This is a genomic window from Acidovorax cavernicola (genome assembly GCF_003581445.1).
The window spans coordinates 1-1910 of sequence record NZ_QXMN01000176.1 but is presented as its reverse complement, the minus strand read 5'-3'; the positions used below and the strand labels follow the sequence as shown (position 1 = coordinate 1910).

Genomic DNA, 1910 nt, shown 5'->3' with positions numbered 1-1910 from the left:
ATAAGAGACAGGTCCAAGCGTCCAGACGCCACCATGCGTTCGCGCTCAGTGGCCCAGGTTTTCTCCTGCTGAGCCAAGTTGGCCCGTTCGTCGCCAAGCGTGCGACGACGCTTATCGTCCTCGGTGAGCACCGCACGATGCGCCTTTATCTGCGCTTTTCGCTCTTCGGTCTCTTTTTCAATCTTGCGCTGCCTTGCCCGCAGCAACTGCTCATGCTGATGCAGAGCCGTACGAAGCAAGGCTCCCTGCATTTCAAGGTGATCTTGGAATGGCTTCAGACCCTCTCGCGCAAGTTCGGCCTGCGCACCCAGTTCTCTTAGCCGTCGCTCTTCGGCGCCAATTTCTGCCAGCAGGCGGGCGGCCTTGACGCGCGTGATGTTGTCTTCAGCAGCCTCCAGCGCACCCCGAGCCTTCGCTGTGCGGTCGGCGGCGGCGCGTACGGCTCGCACATGAATAAGCGATGTCATGCTGGTCGCCTGGCGCAAATAGCTTAGGACATTAGCCGCAGCGACTGCAGCGATGCCGCGCTGCGTACCCTCATACGCCAACTCTTGCTTTTGCTTCTCGCGTCGGTTCGCGGCGCGGTCATGCAGGCCCAAGACTAGCCTTGCGCCAGCAAAGATGATGCCTGCCTGGTCTCCTGATGCCATCCGGTAGTTGTGAGCAAGCTGCTCAAATCCGTGGAGGACTATGCGGAACTTGGTCAGTTCATTGAACTTCGACTGGTAGTAGGGTTTGCGTCGTAGCTTGTCGCATGCAGTGGCCACAGCATCGCGAACAGCACCAGCGCGCTGGGCGTCGAGTGTCAGATGGAAGAACTTTTGAAGGAACGCCGACTCGCTCGTGAAGTTCAGGAATCCACTGTCAAAGCCACCTTCCTGCACCGAGAAGTTGACCTGCATCTGCAGCATTTCGAGGTCGATTAGCCGCTCTTCTCGCAAGTGGCGCTGCCAGTCCGCCTGCTTACGCGTGACATAGACATCAGGGTGCCGTTTCTGTTCGTCGTGAACCCAGCGAGAGAATTCGGCGAGTGACGCCGACAGTACTCCACCTAGCTTTGGCGCAGGAACAGATTCGAGGCTCAGGGTGCCCGTTGTCTCAAAGCTGAAGAACATGCGATCACTCTCGGGCGAATCATTCCCCGTCTTGATGGAGACGACTTGACCAATGACCAGTCGATAGGGTGAGCCGCCCGCAGTACGGGAAGGCATTTCCCACTCCACGAGGATGAAGCCAGGGAGCCCGTCCTGCGAGAAATACTGCGAGAAGTGGTTGTTCTTGCTCTGCAGATGCTTGAGGAATCGGTCCTGGCTCGTGTCGAAACACGAGAAGATGAGACTCAGCAGCGACGTCTTGCCGCCGCCGTTCTCCAAGTTGATGATGGTATCAGTTGGCTGATGGGTTTCCGGGTCTGCCAGGTCCATCAGAAGACCGTCATACCAAGCCATAGAGTAGCCGCAGTTGCCGAGGTAGATGCGTGAAATCCTCTGCATGTCAAACCTCCGCCATTGCCGGAGTGCGAGTGGCTTCCTGTGCAATGTCGAACAACCGGCGCAGGGCCAGCTCTCGTAGTTGCACACGCAGCCGGTGCGTCGGGGTGTAGGTTACTGATGCATCATCATCAGCGTCACGGTCGAGTCGGACCAACCCGTTGTTCTGCATGTGCCCCAAGGCGAGCTTCACGATGCCGACAAGGGAGTTGGGCGATGCCCTCTGGCCAGCTGGCAGCACCAGCGGCATGGCGGACATTGCGTCCCAACCGGGCGCCAGCTCCGGAGGAATCTCGGCTGGGAGGCTGGAGGACTCCTTCAGGCGGCGGGCAAGTGCGTAGAGCGTGTCGCGACAGTTGGATACCGAAGACGGTGGTGGCGTGTAGTTGTCGTCGTCCAAGCCGTCAGTGGTGGGGAAGA

The 1910-nt window shown here is 58.9% G+C and carries 2 pseudogenes; both read right to left on the bottom strand.

Features of this window, described 5'->3' with window-relative positions:
• Positions 1–1493, bottom strand: a pseudogene (locus D3H34_RS32235) (hypothetical protein); the annotation flags it as partial.
• A gap of 1 nt (position 1494) precedes the next feature.
• A pseudogene (locus D3H34_RS32230) lies at positions 1495–1910 on the bottom strand (hypothetical protein); the annotation flags it as partial.